The organism is Pseudomonas sp. H9 (assembly GCF_004353925.1).
Taxonomy (GTDB): Bacteria; Pseudomonadota; Gammaproteobacteria; order Pseudomonadales; family Pseudomonadaceae; genus Aquipseudomonas.
On the sequence record NZ_SMOK01000026.1, the window covers coordinates 52151 to 72922 of the forward strand.

Consider the following 20772-nt stretch of genomic DNA (forward strand, 5'->3'; position numbering starts at 1 on the left):
CTATCGACCCTGGCGCAGGCCACTGGATAAGCAGTCGTGGGCAGTCCTGACGCTCCTTTGCAAGGAGTTGGTCATGCCCAAGCATCTTGTGCTGTTTTCAGACGGTACCGGCAACAGTGCCGGGAAACTGTTCAAGACTAATGTCTGGCGGCTGTACCAGGCCGTCGACCTCAGCGACCCCGCCAACCCGCAACAACCCCGGCAATTTGCCTTTTACGATGACGGCGTCGGCACCTCAGCGTTCAAGCCGCTGGCGCTGGCTGGCGGGGGTTTTGGGGTCGGGCTGGCGCGTAATGTGATCGACCTTTACCTGTTCCTGTGCCGCACCTATACGCCAGGCGACAAGATCTATGTGTTCGGCTTCAGCCGAGGTGCTTTTACCGTCAGGGTGCTGATTGGCTTGATCATGACCCAGGGTCTGCTGCGTTACCGCGGTAACGAACGCGACCTTGAGCGCTTGGCCTGGGAGGCCTATCGCGCGTTTCGGCGCGAGCGTTTTCCTAGTCACTGGGGCATAAAAATGCTCAGAGACCTGCGCGACCGCATTCTCAGTGTCAGGGATCTGCTCTTTGACAACACGCCCTACCGTCAAGCCGAGCGCATTGGTTTGCCAGGCCACAAAGACGCGATACAGATCCAATTCCTTGGCCTATGGGACACCGTGGACGCCTACGGCTTGCCGGTCGATCAACTCACACGCGCGATCGACAAGTTCATCTGGCCGCTGACCATGCGTGACTACAACCTTAGCCCGCGGGTTCGGTGCGCACGTCACGCCTTGGCCCTGGATGACGAGCGCAATGCCTTTCACCCGCGCTTGTGGAACGAAGACCCCGACTTGATTAGCCCCGAGCAACGCGAGCCGAAGGCCAAAGCCAGCCGCCACATCGACGACGAGCGCATCAGCCAGGTGTGGTTTTGCGGCATGCACGCCAACGTCGGGGGCGGTTATGCCGACGACAGTCTGTCTTATGTGCCATTGCAATGGATCATGAGTGAAGCGAACAAACACGGCTTGCGCTTCGAGGCGTCGATCTGGAACGAACTGATCGCCCTGTCGGACGAAAACGGCAAGCTCTATGACTCGCGCCATGGCATCGCCAGTTACTATTGCTACAACCCGCGCCGCATTGACCGGCTTAATCGTACTGATATGGTCAGGGTGCGCAGAACCAAGGTGCATGAAAGTGTGTTGCGGCGCATCAAAGTCGACCCCGACGGCTACGCGCCGATCAGCCTGCCGCCAAACTTTTCCGTGGTGCGCATCGACGGCAGCATCGTCAATGTCGAGCAGTACCTGACGCAAATGCACACCCGGCAAGGTCATGCTGTCGATACCGCACCCAAGCGCTGGATGAAGGGTTTCCGTGCGGCCCGGGAAGATGTCTACAACACGGTTTGGCGACGCCGCGTCGCGTATTTTCTGACGCTGTTCGTGTCGTTGGCTCTGGTTGCTATGCCACTGTATGCGCCGGCACGGGCCAGTTGCCAAGAAACCTTCTGCATGCTGAGCAAGCTCGTACGCCTGTTCGATTATGTTCTGCCTTCATTCGCCAGCACCTGGACGGCGTCGTTTGCCACCCAACCAAACGTGTTTTTGCTGCTGCTGTTGGCGCTGTTGGTTTGCATGGCCTGGGGTAAACGCCTCGAAACCAGGATCAGGGACAAAATGCGCCGCATCTGGTACGGCATCGCACCACTCAAGCCCAGTTCGGTCGCGGCCATGCCTGCGTTGAAAAAGCCTTCGCTGCGAGACCGCAGCATCCAGCAAATGCGTACCCATTCAGCCTACAAGGCGTTCATGTATTTCCTTGGCTATCAGCTACTGCCTTTTGTGTTTGTACTGGCCATTCTCGCCGGTGGCTTGATGTTACTGGGGCAACCGCTATTCGCCTGGGCGGCGGCGTCGGGTGAACTGTGCCAGGCGCAAGGTGGTAGCAGCGATGGCCAGACCACTTTCTGGTTCGATACCCGCAATCCTTGCGCCTACTCCGGCTTGCAGGTTCAAAGAGGCCGCACTTATCAGGTCAAGATGCAGGTGCCCGAGCAATGGCGCTGGAGTGATAAAAACACTCCGGCCAACCCGGGCGGCTATGAATGCCCGCTCAAGTTTCCCACCTCGTGGGTGATTGCGGTCTCAGGCCCTGCACTTCGGCACACCGACCAGCCGTGGTTCCAGACTATGGTGCGTATTGGTGCAAATGGCACCGACAGTTATGCACTGCCGATCAGGCCGGCTTCGGGCCTGCCGCCAAAATACTGCGACAATGGCGGGCCCACCATAACGAAATGGCCCAAGGCCTGGCGCTGCCCGCCTGACGCAGTGCCTGTCGAAGGTGGCCGCGTGTTCAACAGTACCTTTACGGCACAAGCGGATGGCCCGTTGTTCTTTTACGTCAATGAAGCGGTGAGCTTTCCGTTCTTCACCACCTACCTGTACAGCAATAACCAGGGCTGCGCACGTATCACGGTGAGCGAATCGCACTGAACAGGGCCACGGAGGAGCTGCAATGCGCTGGATGCTGATGGTGCTGGTGCTGATGACGGCCGGGTGCGCTCAGGACTTGAGTGAACTGGGCTCGATCAAACCGTCGGATGAGCACAATCTGACCAAGCCAAAGCTGGAGTATTTCGGCGTGGCCGGGTTTCTGTTGCGCTGGCGAGATGAAGCCGTCGTGCTCGACCCTTTTTTCAGCCGCCCTTCGTTGTTGCAACTGTTCTGGCTTTCACCCGACACCCAACAAATCAACGAAAGAATGCCCAGCGTCCCTGAAGCGACCATGTTGTTGGTCGGCCACGCCCACTATGATCATTTGCTCGATGTGGCTTGGGTAATGAACCATAAAACGCCCAACGCCACCTTCTATGGCTCGCGTACCGCCGGGCATATCGTGCGGGCCGAAGTGCCTGCAACGCGCAAGTTCGAAGATGCCGAGGCGAAAATGGCCTGGCTGCCCGGCCCCACTGGCCCGCGCCCGATTGCCCGAGACGATGGCTGGTTCACCTCAAGCAAAGGTGCGATCCGCGCCATGCCGATCCAGAGCAGTCATGCGCCAAATGTCACTCGCGTGGACTTGATGGGCGGCAGCTACAACCAAGACCTGAAGGCCTTGCCCAAGGCTTTCTGGAACTGGAAGGAAGGCCAGACCCTGGCCTGGCTGGTAGACCTGCTAAATGAAGATGGCACAACCGCCTATCGCATCCACTTTCAAGACAGCTCGAGCGACGCACCTTACGGGTTTCCTCCCGATCTGGGTGATGACCGGAGGATCGATGTCGCCATTCTGCCGGTGGCGTCGTGGGTAAACGTGAAAAAATATCCACAGGCGTTAATCGCGCTGACCCAACCGCGGTTGGTGGTGTTGTGCCATTGGGAAGACTTCTTTGGCGGCAACCTGGAAGACACCAAAGTGCTGCGCGGCGAGAAAGACGAACCGGCGATGTACCGGATTGTGCGCACCACCCTGCCAAAGGATGCAGAGATTGTGATGCCCATGCCGTTCAGTGAAATCGCCCTGCCCGCAATCGCTAAGTAATTGATCGTTCGGCCTTGCCTGCTGCGATTGCTCAACGACTTTGTGCATACCGACACAATTGAACGCTAAGCTTGTCCCCATGGACGACTCAGATTACCTGCGCCTGCTTACCATTCAGGCCGAACAAGCCAATGCGTTTCTCTCCAATGCCCGTAAGTGGGAGCGCGAGCGTTGGGTTTGCCAACGCCTGTTGCAAGGCTTGAACATCGCGTATCGCAGCGAGGACTTCACCCCCGCCGGCCAAGAGCCGCCTGACGTTCTGTTTCGTGATGCCGCTTTCGAGGTGTTTTTCGTTCTCGACGAAGGCCGTCGGCTGAACGACGAATGGCGCGAAGAGTTGCAGCGGCGACGCAGTGCCTTTTCGCTGAGCCAGTTGGTGCGCCGCGAGGCACGACCACGACGAATCAGCGCTCAGGAATTGTTACAGCGTTTGGCGCCAACCTTGCGCAAAAAATCCCACAACTATCAGGAACGCGGGCTCGATCTGAGCGAGTTGGACATCATCGCCTTCGCCAGCCTCAAGCGCGAAGTGCTCGATCTGAACAGCCACTTCCCTCCGCCCACCGAGTATTTACGCCAGGGCTGGCGTTCGCTGTCGCTGGTGGGGCCCACCTTTGCCAGGGTGTTGTTCGCCCACCCGGATGCGCCAGACTTTCTGCGCAGCAACCTGGGGCGCAGCATTGTTTTCGATGTTGGCATCAGCCTCTGAGCTGGCCCCCTGCCAACGCGTAATGGCATAAATTGCGCGGCGGTGATACAAAGCGCAATCATTCGTCATAACGACCGTGCGTGGCTGCACACAGGTGCGTGCTCAAACAACTACAGTGAACCTGTAGCGTCCCTTCAGTCACAAGCGTCTACCTGACGAGGCCCTCATGACCAGCCGCCTGAACCCCGAAGACCAACGTCGTGTCGATCAATACCTGCAAGCACCCCAACATCAAGTCGAGCGCAAGCCTTTCCGGCCGTGGCTGCTCCTTTGGATGGTGGTGCTCGTGACCGTTGGCCTGGGCCTGTTGAGCCGCCTCCTGAGTAACCTGGTGCTATGAGCTGCCTAGCGCTCGCCCAAACCGCCCGCCCCGAGCGGCCGATGACTCTCGACCAGAATTCCGTAAACCTTATGAGATATCTCCATGACTCACCGTATTGTGATTGTCGGCGGCGGCGCTGGCGGCCTGGAACTGGCGACCCGCCTGGGTAAAACCCTGGGCAAAAAAGGCAGCGCCAGCATCACTCTGGTCGATGCCAACCTGACTCACATCTGGAAACCCCTGCTGCACGAAGTTGCCGCAGGCTCGCTGAATTCCTCGGAAGACGAACTGAACTACGTGGCTCAGGCCAAGTGGAATCACTTCCAGTTCCAGCTCGGCCGCATGAGTGGCCTGGACCGCGAGAGCAAACAGATCCAGCTGGCCGCAACCCTCGATGAAGAGGGCCGCGAACTGCTGCCTGCGCGTGTGTTGGGCTATGACACGCTGGTGATTGCCGTGGGCAGTAACACCAACGACTTCGGTACCCTCGGCGCCGCTCAGCACTGCCTGTTCCTGGATACCCGCAAGCAAGCCGAGCGCTTCCATCAGCAACTGCTCAACCACTACCTGCGCGCCCATGCCGGTGACCAGGCCAATGAAACCATCAGCGTGGCGATTGTCGGTGCTGGTGCCACGGGCGTAGAACTGGCCGCTGAACTGCACCACGCTGCACATGAACTGGCAGCCTATGGCCTGGATCGCATCCAGCCCAAAGACATGCACATCACCCTGATCGAAGCAGGCCCGCGGGTGCTGCCGGCGTTGCCGGAGCGTATCAGCGTGCCGGTTCACCAGACGTTGGAGAAGCTCGGTGTAACGGTCATGACCAATGCGTCGGTCAGCGAAGTTACGGCAACCGAGCTGAAAACCAGCAATGGCGATGTGATTCCGGCCAGCCTCAAGGTCTGGGCGGCAGGTATTCGTGCGCCGGGCTTTCTCAAAGATATCGACGGTCTGGAAACCAACCGCATCAATCAGTTGGTGGTTCGCCCTACCCTGCAAACCACGCTGGATGACGACATCTTTGCTTTTGGTGACTGCGCCGCCTGCCCTCAGCCAGGCAGCGACCGCAATGTACCGCCACGGGCCCAGGCGGCTCACCAGCAAGCGTCGATGCTGGCGAAGTCGTTGAAGGCGCGCCTGGAAGGCAAGCCGTTGCCAACTTACGCTTACCGCGACTATGGCTCGCTGGTGTCGCTGTCGCGTTTCTCAGCGGTGGGTAACCTGATGGGTAACCTGACCGGTAGTGTGATGCTGGAGGGTTGGTTGGCGAGGATGTTCTACGTGTCGCTGTACCGCATGCACCAGATGGCGCTGTATGGCACGTTCCGTACGTTGATGCTGATGCTGGGTAGCCGGATTGGTCGTGGCACCGAGCCGCGCCTGAAGCTGCACTAAGCTTCGCTCGGTAGGAGCGGGCTTGCCCCGCGATGCGGTGTAACTGACACACCGCAATCGCGGGGCAAGCCCGCTCCCACAATGGGGCTGAAACGAAAAAAGGGCACCTTTTGCAAGGTGCCCTTCTTTCTGAATATGGTCGGGGTAAGGGGATTCGAACTCCTGACATCCTGCTCCCAAAGCAGGCGCGCTACCGGACTGCGCTATACCCCGGTAAAAAAAAGGCACCAAACAAGGCGCCTTTTTTACGGCTGGACGCTAATGGCGTTCCAACCTTTTAAGATCCGAACCCAGCGAACCGGATTCGAAAATGGTGGGTCGTGTAGGATTCGAACCTACGACCAATTGGTTAAAAGCCAACTGCTCTACCAACTGAGCTAACGACCCTAAAATGGTCGGGGTAAGGGGATTCGAACTCCTGACATCCTGCTCCCAAAGCAGGCGCGCTACCGGACTGCGCTATACCCCGGTTTGAAATTTGGCTCCGCGACCAGGACTCGAACCTGGGACCCAATGATTAACAGTCATTTGCTCTACCGACTGAGCTATCGCGGAACTATCAATTTCAATTACTGCAATTTCGAAAACTGTATCACTACCGCTTCGAACTCTTCGACCTTGTGCATCGCTGCGTTCATGTCTCTGAGGCGCGCTATTCTACAACCTTCAAAACCCTTGTCAACCCCTAATTTGCATTCAACTTACTGATTTGCAACTTTTTTTCAGATTCCCGATTTTGCCAGGAAGCTGCGGGGTGACATACAGCGGGGCGCACTTTACAAGCACTCGAGAAAAAATGCAAAGAAAAAAAAGGCCTCGAATATCGAGGCCTTGATCTAACCCTGTGAAATGTCAGGCGAAGACGATTTCTTCGCCCTCCACCTTGGCAGTGATTGCTGTGCCGGGCAGGAACTTGCCAGCCAGAATCAGTTGCGCCAGCGGGTTTTCGATCCAGCGCTGAATCGCCCGTTTCAGTGGCCGTGCGCCGTAGACCGGGTCGTAGCCCACTGCAATCAGCTTATCCAGTGCTTCGTCGCTCAGCTCCAAGCTCAGGTCGCGTTCAGCCAGGCGGCTACGCAGGCGGCCCAACTGGATCTGGGTGATGCCAGCGATCTGATCGCGTCCCAGCGGCTCGAACACCACGACTTCGTCGATACGGTTGATGAACTCAGGGCGGAAGTGCGAGCCCACTGCATCCATCACTGCAGCCCGTTGCGCTTCACGATCACCCACCAGGTCCTGGATCTGCGCCGAGCCCAGGTTGGAGGTCATCACGATCACGGTATTACGGAAATCTACCGTGCGTCCGTGGCTGTCAGTCAGGCGACCGTCTTCCAGCACCTGCAGCAGCACGTTGAAGACATCCGGGTGCGCCTTCTCGACTTCATCGAGCAGCACAACGGCATAGGGCTTACGCCGTACCGCTTCGGTCAGGTAACCACCCTCTTCATAGCCGACATAGCCTGGTGGAGCACCGATCAGCCGCGCCACGGAGTGTTTCTCCATGAACTCGGACATATCGATACGCACCATCGCCTCTTCAGTGTCGAACAGGAACTCGGCCAAGGCTTTGCACAGCTCGGTTTTACCCACCCCGGTCGGGCCGAGGAACAGGAACGAGCCACTTGGGCGGTTCGGGTCCGACAAGCCGGCACGCGAACGGCGTACGGCGTTGGATACCGCTACAACGGCCTCTTCCTGACCGATCACCCGCTCGTGCAGCAGGCTTTCCATTTTCAGCAGTTTTTCCCGTTCGCCTTCGAGCATCTTGGCCACAGGAATACCAGTCCACTTCGACACGACTTCAGCAATTTCTTCTTCAGTCACTTTGTTACGCAGCAACTGGTTCTCGGCCTTGCCGTGCTGGTCGACCATCTGCAGGCTGCGCTCCAGGTCAGGGATCACCCCATACTGCAGCTCGGCCATGCGGCTGAGGTCACCTTTACGCCGGGCGGTTTCCAGCTCCTGGCGCGCCTGCTCGATTTTCTGCTGGATCTGTGCCGAACCCTGCACTTCGGCTTTTTCCGAGGTCCAGACTTCTTCCAAGTCAGCGTACTCACGCTCCAGGCGGGCGATTTCTTCCGTGAGTTTCTCCAGACGCTTCAGTGCCGCTTCGTCGTCTTCTTTCTTCAGCGCCTGAGATTCGACCTTCAGCTGAATCAGACGACGTTCCAGACGGTCGAGCACTTCAGGCTTGGAGTCGATTTCCATACGAATACGGCTGGCCGCTTCGTCGATCAGGTCGATTGCCTTGTCCGGCAGTTGCCGGTCAGTAATGTAGCGGTGGCTGAGCTTGGCCGCGGCGATGATCGCGCCATCGGTGATCGCTACCTTGTGGTGTACCTCGTAACGCTCTTTGAGGCCCCGCAAGATGGCGATGGTGTCTTCCTCGCTCGGCTCTTCGACCAATACCTTCTGGAAGCGACGCTCAAGCGCTGCGTCTTTCTCAATGTACTGACGGTATTCGTTCAGGGTGGTAGCACCAACGCAGTGCAGCTCACCGCGCGCCAAGGCGGGTTTGAGCATGTTGCCGGCGTCCATGGAGCCTTCACCTTTACCGGCACCGACCATGGTGTGCAGTTCGTCGATGAACAGGATGATCTGCCCTTCTTGCTTGGACAGTTCATTGAGCAGCGCTTTAAGTCGCTCTTCGAATTCACCGCGGAACTTGGCACCAGCAATCAGCGCGCCCATGTCCAGCGACAGCAGACGCTTGCCTTTCAAGCCGTCCGGCACTTCACCATTGATGATGCGCTGGGCCAGACCTTCGGCAATGGCGGTTTTACCCACACCAGGCTCACCGATCAGCACCGGGTTGTTTTTGGTCCGGCGTTGCAACACTTGAATGGTGCGGCGAATTTCGTCGTCACGGCCGATCACCGGGTCCAGCTTGCCGTCTTCGGCACGCTTGGTCAGGTCGACGGTGTACTTGTCGAGCGCCTGACGCGACTCCTCGGCATTCGGGTCGTTGACAGCTTCACCACCGCGCAGGTTGCTGATGGCATTCTCCAGCGCTTTTTTGGTGACGCCCTGGCTCAGCAACAATTTGCCCAGTTTGCTGTTCTCGTCCATAGCGGCGAGCAGCACCAGCTCACTGGAGATGAACTGATCGCCCTTCTGCTGGGCCAGGCGGTCTGCCTGGTTGAGCAGGCGCGCCAGGTCCTGCGACATGTTCACGTCACCGGTTGGGTTCTGGATTTTCGGCAGTTGGTCGAGCTCTTTGCTCAGCGCTTTGCGCAGGCTGTTGACGTCAAAGCCTACCTGCATCAGCAGCGGCTTGATCGAACCACCTTGCTGATCGATCAACGCTTGCAACAGGTGCGCAGGCTCGATGGCGGGATGGTCCATACCAACGGCCAGGGATTGGGAATCGGATAAAGCCAGCTGTAGCTTGCTGGTCAAACGGTCTATTCGCATAAGTTACCTTCCTTTATGGGCAGGCCGGAGCGATGGACACACCTGATGAAGATAAACCTGCCAGAGATACCCCATTAGATGAGGGTAATTCTGGAGGATTCAAGCTTAGCGGGGTTGATTCAGGTCAGCGCGGCGCCAGCCAGATCAATGAAGCGAAGCGCCCGCCTTGCGGAGTGCGCCGATAAGAATAGAAGCGTGGGTCGCTGACGGTGCAAAAACCACCGCCATATACCGCGTTTACACCACGTGCAGCGAGGCGCAGACGCGCCAGCTGATAGATGTCGGCCATCAATTTATCGGCACGGGCACCGGGCACGAAGGCTTGCGCAGTTTCCGGATGAACGGTCGTGAAGGCATCGCGCACTTCCAGGCCGACCTCAAAGGCTTGCGGGCCAATGGCCGGACCAAGCCACACCAGCACCTCTTCAGGTGGCAGCGCCAGCCGGTCCAAGGTGGCCTCGATCACGCCGTTGGCCAAACCACGCCAGCCAGCATGGGCCGCCGCAACGCGGGTGCCGGCACGGTCGCAAAACAGCAGCGGCAGGCAATCGGCGGTCATCGCCGTGCAAGCGATGCCAGGGGTGGTGGTCCAGCTAGCATCAGCCTCAGCAATGACTGCCGGGTTGGCATCGGCTACCACCACACCATGAACCTGCTTGAGCCAGGCAGGCTGGATGCCGAATTCGGCGGTCAAGCGTCGGCGGTTTTCAGCGACCGCCTCGGGCGTATCGCCCACATGGTCGCCGAGGTTGAAGCTTTCATACGGTGGCAGGCTGACGCCGCCCACACGCGTTGTGACGCACGCACGCACCGCGGCTGGCGCAGGCCAGTCCGGAATCAGCAGTGCATGCGTCAGCTCGCTCATCCGACGAAGGCCTCACGGTCTTGCTTGAGCAGCGACAGCAGCCAGACGAAATCATCCGGCAGCGACGACTCCCAGCCCATGCGCTCGCCAGTCACCGGGTGATCCAGTTCCAGGAAGCGCGCATGCAGGGCCTGACGCGGGAAGGTCTTGAGCGCTTCGACCATGGTTGGGCTGGCTGCTGGCGGAATGCGGAAGCGACCGCCGTAGACAGGATCGCCGACCAACGGGAAGTTCACATGGGCCATGTGCACACGAATCTGGTGAGTACGCCCGGTTTCCAGCTTGACCCGTACGTGGGTGTGGGAACGGAAGCGCTCCAGCACGCGGTAGTGGCTGACGGCCGGCTTGCCGCCTTCAGTTACCGCCATGCGCTGGCGTTGCCCGCCGTGACGACCAATCGGCGCGTTGATCTTGCCACCGGCAGTGACCACACCGATCACGATGCACTCATAGATGCGGCTGACGCTGCGGCTCTGCAACTGGGCAACCAGCTGGGTTTGCGCCTGAATGGTCTTGGCCACCACCATCAGACCGGTGGTGTCTTTGTCCAGACGATGAACGATGCCGGCACGCGGTACGTTGATGATGTCTGGCACATGGTGCAGCAGTGCATTGAGCAAGGTGCCGTCGGCGTGGCCGGCAGCCGGGTGAACCACCAGCCCGGCAGGCTTGTTGATCACCAGGATGTGGTCATCTTCATAGACGATATCCAGCTCGATATCCTGGGCCACCCACTCGCCCTGGGCTTCCTGCTCGGCCTCAAGGGCCAGCAGCGAACCGCCATGGACGATATCGCGCGGACGCAGGACGGCGCCATCGACCGTCAGGCGCCCCTCCTTGATCCAGGTGGAAAGGCGCGAGCGCGAGTGCTCAGCGAACAATTGGGCGGCGACTTGGTCGAGGCGTTGCCCGCCCAATTCGGACGGCACCTCTGCGCTAAGTTGAATGATCTCGGACATGCTCGAATCAGCGGGCGGCACAGCCTTTGGTTTCGGCTGCACGCTTGTGGTTAAATACGACGTCTTTTGCCCCGGGAGTTGCATCGGGGTGCTCATCATAACAGGACGGCCACGCCCAAGACAGCGGCCGTCATAGGGACGCAAGCCGCCATGCAAGTGAAACACCTGCTGCTGATCGCCATCCTCGGACTCACCGCTGCTTGTTCTTCGAAGGAAGTCGTCGACGAAAACCTGAGCGAAGCCGAGCTGTACCAGCAGGCGCAGGCCGATCTGGACAACCACAGCTATACCAGCGCCACCAGCAAACTCAAGGCTCTGGAATCGCGCTATCCGTTTGGTCGCTATGCCGACCAGGCACAGCTTGAGCTGATTTACGCGAACTACAAAAACGCCGAGCCTGAAGCCGCCAAGTCGGCCGCCGAGCGTTTCATTCGCCTGCACCCTCAGCACCCGAACGTCGACTACGCCTACTACCTCAAGGGCCTGACCTCGTTCGACCAGGACCGCGGCCTGCTGGCGCGCTTCCTGCCGCTGGACATGACCAAGCGTGACCCTGGCGCTGCCCGCGATTCGTACAACGAGTTCGCCCAGCTGACCAGCCGCTTCCCCAATAGCCGTTACTCGCCAGATGCCAAGCAGCGCATGATCTACCTGCGCAACCTGCTGGCCTCCTACGAAATCCACGTGGCCGACTACTACTTGACCCGTCAGGCTTATGTTGCCGCAGCCAACCGTGGCCGTTATGTGGTCGAGAACTTCCAGGAAACGCCATCGGTCGGCGACGGCCTGGCGGTGATGACTGAAGCCTACATGCGTCTGCACCTGGACGAACTGGCGGCTACCAGCCTGGAAACCCTGAAACTTAACTACCCGGATCACCCGAGCCTGGTCGACGGCCAGTTCCAGCCCAAGCAGGATGAAGCCGACAACCGTTCGTGGCTGTCCAAGGCCACGCTGGGCCTGATCGAAACCGAAACCCCGCTGCCGCCGGGCGAAACCCGCGCCAACCAGGACGTGATCAAGCAGTACGAAGACGCCAAGGAAGCGATTCCGGCCGAACTGCTGCCGAAAGACGGCGATGCCGTTGAAGAAGAGGAACACGAAGCGGAAGGCAACAATGAAGACCGCTCCTGGTTCAGCTACATGACCTTTGGTGTGTTCGACTGATCGATCATGCAACAGATAAAGGGAGGCCAAGGCCTCCCTTTTTTTATGCCCGAGCCCTAGAATTGAAGCTCTTCACTGACAAAGCTGGACACCATGGTTCGCCTACTTTTCTGGATCGCCCTGATTGCTGCCGCTTTCTGGCTGTGGCGCAAGTTCAAGGCCAGCAATGCCGCTACCCCCAACAACAGCCTTGAAGACCCGTTGAAGATGGTGCGCTGCGCCCATTGTGGCGTACACCTGCCCAATGACCGCGCCCTGCATCGGGGTAGCCAGTGGTATTGCAGCCAGGCGCACCTGGAACAAGGGCCTGGCAACAAACGCTAAGCGATTCACACGCTGGGAGCGGGCTTGCCCCGCGATGCGATGTACCTGACGTACCGCGATCGCGGGGCAAGCCCGCTCCTACAGGGATATCTAGGCCTTCTCCAGTCGGCCTGCTGGGGCGTACGGCTGCGGGTCGATGATCGGCTCACGTCCCAGCAACAAGTCGGCAAACAACTGACAAGATGCCGGCGCCAGCACCAGGCCGTTGCGGTAGTGCCCGCAGTTCAGCCACAAACCCTGCCAACCAGGCACTTCGCCGATGTACGGGATGCCTTCGGGCGAGCCGGGACGCAAACCTGCCCAATGAGCCACCGGTGTGGCTTGCGCCAATGCCGGGAGCAGTTCGATGGCCGAAGCCTTGAGGCTCTCCAGCGCTTCTGCGGTCGGGGTTTTGTCGTAACCGGCATGCTCCAGGGTACTGCCCACCAGAATATGGCCATCACGTCGCGGAATGGCATAGCGCCCTTTGGCCAACACCATGCTGGGCAGAAAATCTTCAGCACATTTGTACAGAATCATCTGCCCTTTCACCGGCTCGACCGGCAGCTCCAGGCCCAGCGGACGTAACAGGTCGCCGCTCCAGGCGCCGGCCGTGAGCACCACGCGATCCCCTTCGATCAGCCCTTCGGTGGTTTCGACTCCGGTAATACGCTCGCCCTGGCGGCTAAAGCCGGTAATTTCGCAGCGCTCGCGGATGCTGACATTCGGCATGGCCAGCAAGGCTGCCTTGAGTGATTTGACCAGCCGTGGGTTACGCACATTGGCCACGCCCGCCATGTAGATGGCCCGATGGAAACCAGGGCCCATCACCGGCACGGCGTCATAAGCCGCAGAGATATTCACAGCGCTTAGCGGGCGCCCTTCCCGTTTGGCCCAGGCCAAGGCCTCAGCTTCGTTTTCCAGGTCCAGCCAGTAGAGACCGGTGGTATGCACCTCAGGGTCCACGCCGGTGCTGGCAAAAAGACGCTCACCCAGCTGTGGATAAAAGTCTTGCGACCAATGCGCCAGCGCCGTCACGGCGGGGCTGTAACGCCACGGATAGAGCGGAGACACAATGCCACCACCAGCCCAGGATGATTCCTGCCCCAGCTCACCGCGATCACACAGCACTACCTGCTCGACGTCAGCCGCCAGGTTGAACGCCGTCAGCAGGCCGATCACTCCGCCGCCAACTATCACTACTTGCTTGGTCATCTATCGATCCAACTTCTAAAGTAAATCGCGAAAGGCTTCAGCCACCCCAGCAGCCATCGCTGCTATTTCCGAAATTGTCAGGATTGCCGCGTACACCCGCCTGATCGAGCGCATAGTCACCGCAGGAGTCGGCCTGCATCAGGCCACCGGGAAGGCGTCGTGCCAACAGAGTGAATGACATCTCTTCGCGCACCGCTTGCAAGCGGTAGTGGGCAGTGCCGCTTGCCAGCGACAGCACCATGGCGTCCGTATCGCTGTACTGCCCCGCACGTGTGTAATGGCGTTCCAGCTGCTGAGCACTGGTTAACAGCAAACCGACAATTTCGGTGCGCGCCGCTTTTCTGAGCTGGTCGCGGTAACTGGGGTAAACAATGCTCGCCAGAATGCCGACCACGGCGATGACAATCAACAGTTCGATCAGGCTCAATCCTTTCTGCCGCTTCATTGACTCACTCCTTAATACAACTGCCGCCAGAGAATGCGCTGCGCCGGTGGGGGTTGCGACCCGACAGGTTGCGCAACCACAGTTTCCAGGACACTGCGGGCCGTGCCGCTTCGTGCCACCACCGTGATGCGATAGAGATTTGCCGCCTGCCCGACCGGCAGGGTTCTGGCCTGACTGCTCTGCCCCAAGGACTGGATGAGATAAAAGCCGCCGTCAGCAGCCTGCCAAGCCAGACCGGAACTAAGCCCTTTGCCTGCATAGACACCGCTTTGCCTAATGAAGGCGGCCTCTGGCGGCGGCAGGCAGAAACCGCAAAGCGGCCCCCCCAATCCAAGCGCCCTCGCCTCTGCGTGCTGCAGCAACAGTTGCGCCTGCTTGAACGCCTGCAGCGTACTCGTCAGGTTGCGTGCCATGCGCTCTTGCTGGGTCGCACTGCCCATGGCCGAAAGCCCCAGCAGCCCAAGCAACAGCACCAGCGTCAGGCTCAACAGCAGCACAACGCCTTGCTGCGAGGCTTGGGTATGCGGCGTCATGATCCGGACACCGGGTTACCCAGTGCGATGCTCATTTGATAAGTCTGCGACCTGACTCGTTGCAGCGGGTCATCCATGGTCAATTCCAGGCGTACAGCGACAACTGCCAAGGTGTTGTCTCTGACCAGTTCGACCTGCAGATCACCTACACCATCGACCAGCACGCCGTTGGCCGCACCGCTGCGTAGCAACAACTGGTTGGCTACCAACCGATAATGCTGATGACGCAATGGCACAGCAAACTGCCCCGTTGCAGGCTTCATCCCGCCAGCATGGACGCTGGCCTGCGTCCGACAGTCGGTCACCAAGGTCCAGTCGGGTTGGCCAGTGGTGTGGGCAACCCCGGCACTGGTCAGGCTCAAGCGCTGCAGGCGCCCATCCGCACCTCGCACAATCTGCAATGGCTGCGCAAAGGCCTCGCGCGCTGCAGGATCATGAAAAACAATGGCATCGTCATGCAGGCAGCCAAACACGCCCGCCATACGAATGCTCTGAGCCAGGCGCTGCAAGGCCTGCCGCGCGTCTTCCTGCATTCGCGCCGACGCCGCTTGCGCCTGCCATGACTGGCTCGCTGCAATAAATAGGCGGCTGGAGCCAAAAACCAGTAACAACCCCAGGCTCAGGGCCAATAGCACCTCCAGCATGCTGAAGCCCATCTGCCTGCTCACTGCCCAGCCCCACCAGCATGCATCAGCTCAAATCTGCCGTGCTCCAGGTAAGCGGATTGTGTGGCGTTGAGTGCGCTTTCCGTCGCCTGTAATGCCTGCACCTGCAACCCTGCGGCAGCAAACAGACCCAGCCCTAGCACGGCCATCGCCACCAACACTTCAATCAACGTCATGCCTTGTTGTTGCCAGCCATCCATGGCCAACCTCCCGCGACTTTTCCACACCCCTTTGCCAACCCAGCCGACTGGACGCCAGCGGAGCGAGCTTCGAATCTATAGCGAAGCACTTCCAGGGAGGAATGCACGGTGAGGCAACAGGGCGTAACACTGATACAACTCTTGTTCGCAGCAGCTCTGCTCGGGCTGCTCACGCAGCTGAGTATCCCGGCCTACAACCACATGAGCGACGGACTACTGCGGCAGGCTGCTGCCAATGACCTGGCGCAGGCCCTGCGTAGCGCACGCAGCGAAGCACTACTACGCAATAGCACAGTACGCCTGGAGGCACTGGAATCGGATTGGAGCAATGGCTGGAGGATGCTGCTGGAAGACGACGACGGGCCACAGTTGCTGCTGGAATGGCGCACTAACGGGCGAACCGTGATCGTTGGAAACCGGCCGGTGTCACGGCAGGTGACCTTCAGTGGGCTCGGAGTAGCTGTACTGGAAGCAGGCGGGTTTCAGGCCGGGACGTTGCATGTGTGCCAACGTCCCGAAGCACTGAGTCATTACCAGGTGGTGCTTTCACGCAGCGGAAGAATCAGCTTGCGTGATGCGCTGTTCGAGCAGCCGCTGTGCGCGGCTGCCGGGTCAGCTCACTGAGCGAACGCGCAGTTCCTTGGGCATCGAGAAGGTGATGTTCTCTTCCCGGCCGTCGAGCTCCTCAGCACCGGTAGCGCCCCAAGCCCTGAGTTGCTCAATCACTCCACGTACCAGCACTTCCGGCGCCGAAGCACCAGCGGTGATACCAATACGCTCGACACCGTCGAACCAGCTCTTTTGCAGGTCTTCGGCACCGTCAATCAGGTAGGCAGGCGTAGACATGCGCTCAGCCAGTTCGCGCAGGCGGTTGGAGTTGGAGCTGTTCGGGCTGCCGACTACCAGAACTACGTCGCATTCGTCGGCCAATTGCTTGACCGCATCCTGACGGTTCTGAGTGGCGTAGCAGATGTCATCTTTGCGCGGCCCACCGATATTCGGGAAGCGCGCACGCAGGGCATCGATTACGCGACTGGTGTCATCCATCGACAAGGTCGTCTGGGTCACGAAGGCCAGTTTGTCCGGGTCATTGACCTGCAGCGTGGCAACATCGTCTTCGTCTTCGACCAGATAGATCGCGCCGCCATTGCTGGCGTCGTACTGACCCATGGTGCCTTCGACTTCCGGGTGGCCTTCGTGGCCGATCAGGATGCATTCACGGCCGTCGCGGCTGTAGCGCGCCACCTCGATATGCACCTTGGTTACCAGCGGGCAGGTGGCATCGAATACTTTCAGGCCGCGACCGGCCGCTTCCTGGCGCACAGCCTGGGACACACCGTGGGCACTGAAGATGACGATGACGTTATCCGGCACCTGATCCAGTTCTTCGACAAAAATAGCACCGCGGTTGCGCAAGTCTTCGACCACGAACTTGTTGTGCACCACTTCATGACGCACATAGATCGGCGGGCCGAAAACTTCCAGGGCGCGGTTGACGATCTCGATCGCCCGGTCCACGCCCGCGCAGAAGCCGCGGGGGTTGGCGAGTTTGATTTGCATGCTCGGCTCCAGGCTCAAAGCGCTGTGACTTCGAGGATTTCTACTTCGAAGCTCAGGGTCTTGCCGGCCAGTGGATGATTGAAATCGATAGTGACCTGGGCGTCGTCGAAAGCCTTGACCACACCCGGCAGCTCGGCATTGGCTGCGTCGTTGAAGATCACCAGCAGACCTTCGGACAGATCCATGTCGTTGAACTGCGAGCGTGGCATGACCTGCACGTTCTGCGGGTTGGGCTGACCGAAGGCGTTTTCCGGCTCGACGGTAACGGTGCGCTTGTCACCGGCTTTGAAGCCGAAGATTGCCGCTTCAAAGCCAGGCAACAGGTTGCCGTCGCCCACTTTGAACACCGCTGGCGCTTTGTCGAAGGTGCTATCGACGGTATCGCCGTTTTCCAGGTGCAGCGCGAAGTGCAGTTTCACTTCGGTGTTCTGGCCGATTCGGGTCTCAGTCATGGACAGGTTCTCCGGACTTCTTACTCTTGAACATATCCAGCGCCAGCATCACCGCACCTACGGTGATTGCGCTGTCGGCCACGTTGAAGGCCGGGAAGTAATAACGGTTCTGCCAGTGCACCAGGATGAAGTCGATCACGTGCCCGAGCACGATACGGTCATACAGGTTGCCCAGCGCGCCGCCCAGCACCAGTGCCAGGGCTACCGCCAGCCAGGTTTCATTGCGCCCAAGGCGCTTGAGCCAGACCACCAGTACCGCACTGACCACGACCGCGATCAGGGCGAACAACCAGCGCTGCCAACCGGAGCTGTCGGCCAGGAAGCTGAAGGCCGCGCCGGTGTTGTAAGCCAGGGTCCAACTGAAATAGTCGGGGATGATCACAATCTGCTGATAAAGGCTCAGCGTGCTCTCGAAGTAAAACTTGCTGGCCTGGTCAAGGACCAGAACCAGCAAGCTCAGCCAGAGCCAGCCAAGGCGCCCGAAGCGCCCAGCGGCAGGATTAGGCATAGTGGCGTACCTCGCCGTTACCGCTGATGTTGTCGGCGCAACGGGCGCAGATTTCCGGATGCTCCGGGTTTGCCCCGACGTCGGCACGGAAGTGCCAGCAACGGCCGCACTTGGCATGACCGGACTTGACTACTTTGAGCTTCAGGCCCGGAACTTCGGTTTCAACAGCATCGGCCGGCGCCTGAACGAACGGTGCAACGCTGGCAGCAGAAGTGATCAGCACGAAGCGCAGCTCGTCGCCCAGCTTGGTCAGGTCTGCGCTCAGGCCTTCGTCGGCGAACAGCGTGACTTCAGCCTGCAGGTTGCCACCGATGGCCTTGGCCGAACGCTGGTTCTCCAGTTCTTTGTTCACCGCTGTTTTGGCCGCCATGACGCGATCCCAGTAGGCGCGACCCAGCTCGAAACCTTCCGGCAGCTCGGTCAGCCCCTGATACCAGGTGTTGAGCATGACAGACTCATTGCGCTCGCCCGGCAGGTACTGCCACAGCTCGTCGGCGGTGAACGCCAGGATCGGCGCGATCCAGCGCACCAGCGCTTCGCTGATGTGGTACAGCGCGGTCTGGCAAGAACGACGGGCAACACTGTTGGCGCCAGTGGTGTACTGACGGTCCTTGATGATGTCCAGGTAGAAGCCACCCAGCTCCTGCACGCAGAAGTTGTGGATCTTCGAGTAGACGTTCCAGAAGCGGTATTCGCTGTAGTGCTCTTCCAGTTCACGCTGCAGCAGCAGGGTGCGGTCGACCGCCCAGCGGTCCAGCGCCAGCATGTCTTCGGCCGCCAGCAGATCGCGGGCTGGGTCGAAACCGGATAGGTTGGAGAGCAGGAAGCGTGCAGTGTTGCGGATACGACGGTAGGCGTCGGCGCTGCGCTGCAGGATCTGCTCGGACACTGCCATTTCACCGGAGTAGTCAGTGGCCGAAACCCACAGACGCAGAATGTCGGCGCCCAGGGTGTCGTTAACTTTCTGCGGTTCGATGGTGTTGCCCAGCGACTTGGACATCTTGCGGCCGTTTTCGTCGACGGTGAAACCGTGCGTCAGCAGCTCGCGGTACGGCGCATGGTTGTCGATGGCACAGCCGGTCAGCAGTGAGGAATGGAACCAGCCGCGGTGCTGGTCGGAACCTTCCAGGTACAGGTCGGCGCGCGGGCCGGTTTCGTGGCCGATGTTGTGCGAGCCACGCAGTACGTGCCAGTGCGTGGTACCGGAGTCGAACCAGACGTCGAGAGTGTCGGCGATCTTGTCGTACTGAGCGGCTTCTTCGCCGATCAGCTCGGCTGCGTCCAGCTTGAACCAGGCTTCGATGCCGTCTTTCTCAACGCGCTTGGCCACTTCTTCCATCAGCTCGACGGTGCGTGGGTGCAGTTCGCCGGTCTGTTTGTTGAGGAAGAATGGAATCGGCACACCCCAGTTGCGCTGACGCGAGATGCACCAGTCTGGGCGGTTGGCGATCATCGAATGCAGACGCGCCTGACCCCAGGCCGGAACGAATTTGGTTTCTTCAATGGCTTTGACTGCACGTTTGCGCAGGGTGTCGCCATTGTCTGGCTGCTTGTCCATGCCCACGAACCACTGCGCGGTGGCGCGGTAGATCAGCGGGGTTTTGTGACGCCAGCAGTGCATGTAGCTGTGGCTGATGGTTTCGCTGTGCATCAGCGCGCCGACTTCCGAAAGCTTGTCGACGATCGCCGGGTTGGCTTTCCAGATGAACTGGCCGCCAAAGAACTCCAGCGAAGGCACATACACGCCGTTGCTTTGTACCGGGGTCAGGATGTCGTCATTGACCATGCCGTAGCGCTTGCAGGTGACGAAGTCGTCTTCACCGTAGGCAGGAGCGGAGTGAACCACACCGGTACCGGCGCCCAGCTCTACGTAGTCAGCCAGGTAAACCGGCGACAGGCGATCGTAGAACGGATGACGGAAGTTGATCAGCTCCAGGGCCGAACCCGCTGCGGTGGCCACTACCGAACCTTCCAGCGCGTAGCGCTTCAGGCAGGACTCAACCAGCTCTTCAGCCAGCACCAGCAGTTTGTCGCCAACGTCAACCAGCGCGTACTTGAACTCTGGGTGAACGTTCAAAGCCTGGTTGGCCGGGATGGTCCAAGGCGTGGTGGTCCAGATCACGATGGCAGCTGGCTTGGCCAGCGCAGGCAGGCCGAAGGCGGTTGCCAGCTTGTCTTGGTCGACGATCGGGAACACAACGTCGATGGTCTGGGATTTCTTGTCGGCGTACTCGACCTCAGCTTCGGCCAGGGCCGAACCGCAATCGAAACACCAGTTGACCGGTTTGAGGCCTTTGAATACGAAGCCGTGCTTGACCATCTCGGCCAGGGCGCGGATTTCACCGGCCTCGTTGGCAAAGTTCATGGTTTTGTACGGGTTGTCCCAGTCGCCCAGCACCCCCAGACGGATGAACTCGGTTTTCTGGCCTTCGATCTGCTCGGCAGCGTAGGCGCGGCACAGCTCGCGGGTCTGGTCGGGAGTCAGGTGTTTGCCGTGGGTGACTTCAACCTTGTGCTC

At 59.7% G+C, this 20772-nt stretch carries 20 protein-coding genes and 4 tRNA genes; 8 read left to right on the forward strand and 16 right to left on the reverse strand.

Annotation, left to right across the window (positions count from 1 at the left end; all coding sequences use genetic code 11):
- Positions 1 to 73: 73 nt before the first annotated feature.
- The 5 genes from E1573_RS20050 (at position 74) to E1573_RS20070 (ending at position 5965) form a co-directional block, all read left to right on the forward strand.
- Positions 74 to 2488 (forward strand): DUF2235 domain-containing protein, encoded by a 2415-nt coding sequence (locus E1573_RS20050; RefSeq protein ID WP_133216306.1) that lies wholly within the window; start codon positions 74 to 76, stop codon positions 2486 to 2488.
- A gap of 22 nt (positions 2489 to 2510) precedes the next feature.
- On the forward strand, positions 2511 to 3536 hold the full coding sequence (locus E1573_RS20055) for an MBL fold metallo-hydrolase (protein WP_133216307.1): 1026 nt from the start codon (positions 2511 to 2513) through the stop codon (positions 3534 to 3536).
- Positions 3537 to 3615: 79 nt separating this feature from the next.
- Entirely contained in the window at positions 3616 to 4245 is a 630-nt protein-coding gene (locus E1573_RS20060) for a DUF1780 domain-containing protein (protein ID WP_133216308.1), read from the forward strand.
- Positions 4246 to 4411: 166 nt separating this feature from the next.
- The gene (locus E1573_RS20065; protein ID WP_133216309.1) at positions 4412 to 4585 is read left to right on the forward strand and encodes a DUF3094 family protein; all 174 of its coding nucleotides are present in this window, start codon (positions 4412 to 4414) and stop codon (positions 4583 to 4585) included.
- Positions 4586 to 4669: 84 nt separating this feature from the next.
- Positions 4670 to 5965: an NAD(P)/FAD-dependent oxidoreductase gene (locus tag E1573_RS20070; RefSeq protein WP_133216310.1), complete on the forward strand. Its 1296-nt coding sequence runs from the start codon at positions 4670 to 4672 to the stop codon at positions 5963 to 5965.
- Positions 5966 to 6101: 136 nt separating this feature from the next.
- Here E1573_RS20070 and E1573_RS20075 read toward each other — a convergent pair.
- From E1573_RS20075 to rluD, 7 genes are all read right to left on the reverse strand, one after another.
- A tRNA-Pro gene (locus tag E1573_RS20075) sits at positions 6102 to 6178 on the reverse strand.
- Positions 6179 to 6276: 98 nt separating this feature from the next.
- Positions 6277 to 6352, reverse strand: a tRNA-Lys gene (locus E1573_RS20080).
- A 5-nt stretch (positions 6353 to 6357) separates the two neighbouring features.
- Positions 6358 to 6434 (reverse strand) — tRNA-Pro (locus tag E1573_RS20085).
- Positions 6435 to 6444: 10 nt separating this feature from the next.
- A tRNA-Asn gene (locus E1573_RS20090) sits at positions 6445 to 6520 on the reverse strand.
- A gap of 297 nt (positions 6521 to 6817) precedes the next feature.
- Complete coding sequence (gene clpB / locus E1573_RS20095) at positions 6818 to 9382, reverse strand: ATP-dependent chaperone ClpB (protein WP_133216311.1); 2565 nt, start codon at positions 9380 to 9382, stop codon at positions 6818 to 6820.
- A 124-nt stretch (positions 9383 to 9506) separates the two neighbouring features.
- Positions 9507 to 10247: a peptidoglycan editing factor PgeF gene (pgeF, locus tag E1573_RS20100; protein WP_133216312.1), complete on the reverse strand. Its 741-nt coding sequence runs from the start codon at positions 10245 to 10247 to the stop codon at positions 9507 to 9509.
- A complete protein-coding gene (gene rluD / locus E1573_RS20105) occupies positions 10244 to 11206 on the reverse strand; it encodes a 23S rRNA pseudouridine(1911/1915/1917) synthase RluD (protein ID WP_133216313.1) in 963 nt (320 codons plus the stop codon). Before rluD ends, pgeF begins: the two co-directional genes overlap by 4 nt.
- 150 nt (positions 11207 to 11356) lie before the next feature.
- Between rluD and E1573_RS20110 the strand changes: the two genes are divergently transcribed.
- Both E1573_RS20110 and E1573_RS20115 read left to right on the forward strand, forming a co-directional pair.
- A complete protein-coding gene (locus E1573_RS20110) occupies positions 11357 to 12373 on the forward strand; it encodes an outer membrane protein assembly factor BamD (protein ID WP_133216314.1) in 1017 nt (338 codons plus the stop codon).
- A gap of 93 nt (positions 12374 to 12466) precedes the next feature.
- Positions 12467 to 12697, forward strand: a complete 231-nt coding sequence (locus E1573_RS20115) for a PP0621 family protein (protein WP_133216315.1) — start codon at positions 12467 to 12469, stop codon at positions 12695 to 12697.
- 90 nt (positions 12698 to 12787) lie between these two features.
- Here the strand turns inward: E1573_RS20115 and thiO are convergent, their stop codons facing one another.
- The 5 genes from thiO to E1573_RS20140 are packed head-to-tail and all read right to left on the reverse strand — an operon-like array spanning position 12788 to position 15734.
- Complete coding sequence (gene thiO / locus E1573_RS20120; RefSeq protein ID WP_133216316.1) at positions 12788 to 13891, reverse strand: glycine oxidase ThiO; 1104 nt, start codon at positions 13889 to 13891, stop codon at positions 12788 to 12790.
- 37 nt (positions 13892 to 13928) lie between these two features.
- The gene (locus E1573_RS20125) at positions 13929 to 14336 is read right to left on the reverse strand and encodes a type IV pilin protein (RefSeq protein WP_133216317.1); all 408 of its coding nucleotides are present in this window, start codon (positions 14334 to 14336) and stop codon (positions 13929 to 13931) included.
- An 11-nt stretch (positions 14337 to 14347) separates the two neighbouring features.
- Positions 14348 to 14869, reverse strand: a complete 522-nt coding sequence (locus tag E1573_RS20130) for a hypothetical protein (protein WP_133216318.1) — start codon at positions 14867 to 14869, stop codon at positions 14348 to 14350.
- A complete protein-coding gene (locus E1573_RS20135) occupies positions 14866 to 15525 on the reverse strand; it encodes a PilW family protein (RefSeq protein ID WP_133216319.1) in 660 nt (219 codons plus the stop codon). Before E1573_RS20135 ends, E1573_RS20130 begins: the two co-directional genes overlap by 4 nt.
- Positions 15526 to 15533: 8 nt before the next feature.
- Positions 15534 to 15734: a prepilin-type N-terminal cleavage/methylation domain-containing protein gene (locus E1573_RS20140; RefSeq protein WP_133216320.1), complete on the reverse strand. Its 201-nt coding sequence runs from the start codon at positions 15732 to 15734 to the stop codon at positions 15534 to 15536.
- 141 nt (positions 15735 to 15875) lie between these two features.
- On the opposite strand from E1573_RS20140, the gene E1573_RS20145 reads away from it, so the two are divergent.
- Positions 15876 to 16358 (forward strand): GspH/FimT family protein, encoded by a 483-nt coding sequence (locus E1573_RS20145; RefSeq protein WP_256659589.1) that lies wholly within the window; start codon positions 15876 to 15878, stop codon positions 16356 to 16358.
- On the opposite strand, the gene ispH is transcribed toward E1573_RS20145, so the two are convergent.
- The 4 genes from ispH to ileS form a co-directional block, all read right to left on the reverse strand.
- The gene (gene ispH, locus E1573_RS20150; protein WP_133216321.1) at positions 16347 to 17294 is read right to left on the reverse strand and encodes a 4-hydroxy-3-methylbut-2-enyl diphosphate reductase; all 948 of its coding nucleotides are present in this window, start codon (positions 17292 to 17294) and stop codon (positions 16347 to 16349) included. The two genes, E1573_RS20145 and ispH, sit on opposite strands and share 12 nt — an antisense overlap.
- A 14-nt stretch (positions 17295 to 17308) precedes the next feature.
- Positions 17309 to 17746 carry an FKBP-type peptidyl-prolyl cis-trans isomerase gene (gene fkpB / locus E1573_RS20155; RefSeq protein WP_133216322.1) on the reverse strand — a complete coding sequence of 146 codons (438 nt, stop codon included), beginning with the start codon at positions 17744 to 17746 and terminating at the stop codon, positions 17309 to 17311.
- Entirely contained in the window at positions 17739 to 18254 is a 516-nt protein-coding gene (gene lspA / locus E1573_RS20160; protein WP_133216323.1) for a signal peptidase II, read from the reverse strand. The genes fkpB and lspA overlap by 8 nt, the downstream gene beginning before the upstream one ends.
- Positions 18247 to 20772 (reverse strand): isoleucine--tRNA ligase (ileS, locus tag E1573_RS20165; RefSeq protein ID WP_133216324.1); only part of this gene is annotated, 2526 nt, incomplete at its 5' end. The genes ileS and lspA, both read right to left, overlap by 8 nt.